Here is a 1,456-nt window from a genome sequence, read left to right as displayed (position 1 = left end):
CAATAGTGGCTTTGATGCCCAAATCAACCTCTCGTACCTAGATGGCAGCAACGGCTTTGTGATTAACGGCATTGATGCGGGTGACTTCTCAGGCAGGTCTGTCAGCAGTGCGGGGGACATCAACGGCGACGGCTTTGATGATCTGATTATCGGGGCATGGCAGGCCTCCCCCAACCGTCAGTATGCGGCAGGGTCAAGCTACGTGGTGTTTGGCAGCAATAGTGGCTTTGATGCCCAACTCAATCTCTCGTCCCTAGATGGCAGCAACGGCTTTGTGATTAACGGCATTGCTGCGTTTAACTACTTAGGCATTTCTGTCAGCAGTGCGGGGGACATCAACGGTGACGGCTTTGATGACCTAATTATCGGGGCATTTCGTGCCGACCCCAACGGTCAGTCTAGGGCAGGGTCAAGCTACGTGGTGTTTGGCAGGAATAGTGGCTTTGATGCCCAATTCAACCTCTCATCCTTGGATGGCAGCAACGGCTTTGTGATTAACGGCATTGACTCAGGTGACTACTCAGGCGATTCCGTCAGCAGTGCGGGGGACATCAATGGCGACGGTTTCGACGACCTGATTATCGGGGCATCAGGTGCCGACCCCAACGGTCAGTTTAGGGCAGGAGAGAGCTACGTGGTGTTTGGCAGGAATAATGGCTTTGCTGCCCAATTCAACCTCTCGTCCCTGGATGGCAGTGACGGCTTTGTGATTAACGGCATTAATGCAGGTGACGACTCAGGCAGTTCTGTCAGCAGTGCGGGAGATATTAATGGTGACGGCTTTGACGACCTGATTATCGGTGCACCTTTTGCCGACCCCAACGGTCAGAGTGTAGGGTCAAGCTACGTGGTGTTTGGTTTTGCATCTCCTACGCCTACAAATAAACCTCCTATCGCGGTTAATGACACGGCTACCACCGACGAAGACACTGCCGTTAATATAAATGTCTTAGCTAACGACAGCAACTCCCTAAGGGTGACAGCTATTAATGGTAGGACAGTTGTTGTTGGTACTGCCATTACTCTAAATTCTGGTGCCTTAGTTACCCTAAATGCTAATGGCAACTTGACCTACGACCCGAATGCTCGATTTGAAAGTTTGGCTGTTGGTGAAAGCGGCAGTGATAGCTTTACGTACACCACCAGCAATGGCACCTTGGGTAATACAGCTAGTGTTAACTTGACCATTAACGGAGTCAATGACGCACCTCAGGTTACTTCATTTAACCTCTCGTACCTAAATGGCAGCAACGGCTTTGTGATTAACGGTATTAATGCGGGTGACGACTCAGGCTACTCTGTCAGCAGTGCGGGGGACATCAACGGTGATGGCATCGATGACCTAATTATCGGTGCACGCTTTGCCGACCCCAACGGTCAGTCTGGGGCAGGGTCAAGCTATGTGGTGTTTGGCAGCAATAGTGGCTTTGATGCCCAACTCAACCTCTCGTCCCTA

Annotated in this window: 1 protein-coding gene; it reads left to right on the top strand. The window is 51.3% G+C overall.

Annotated features, from left to right (window positions below):
* A partial coding sequence (locus A4S05_RS17255; RefSeq protein ID WP_256091012.1) for an Ig-like domain-containing protein occupies positions 1-1,456 on the top strand: 1,456 nt, incomplete at both ends.

Origin of the sequence: Nostoc sp. KVJ20 (assembly GCF_001712795.1) — a bacterium.
In the GTDB taxonomy this organism is placed as follows: domain Bacteria; phylum Cyanobacteriota; class Cyanobacteriia; order Cyanobacteriales; family Nostocaceae; genus Nostoc.
This window is presented reverse-complemented; position numbering and strand designations above follow the sequence as displayed.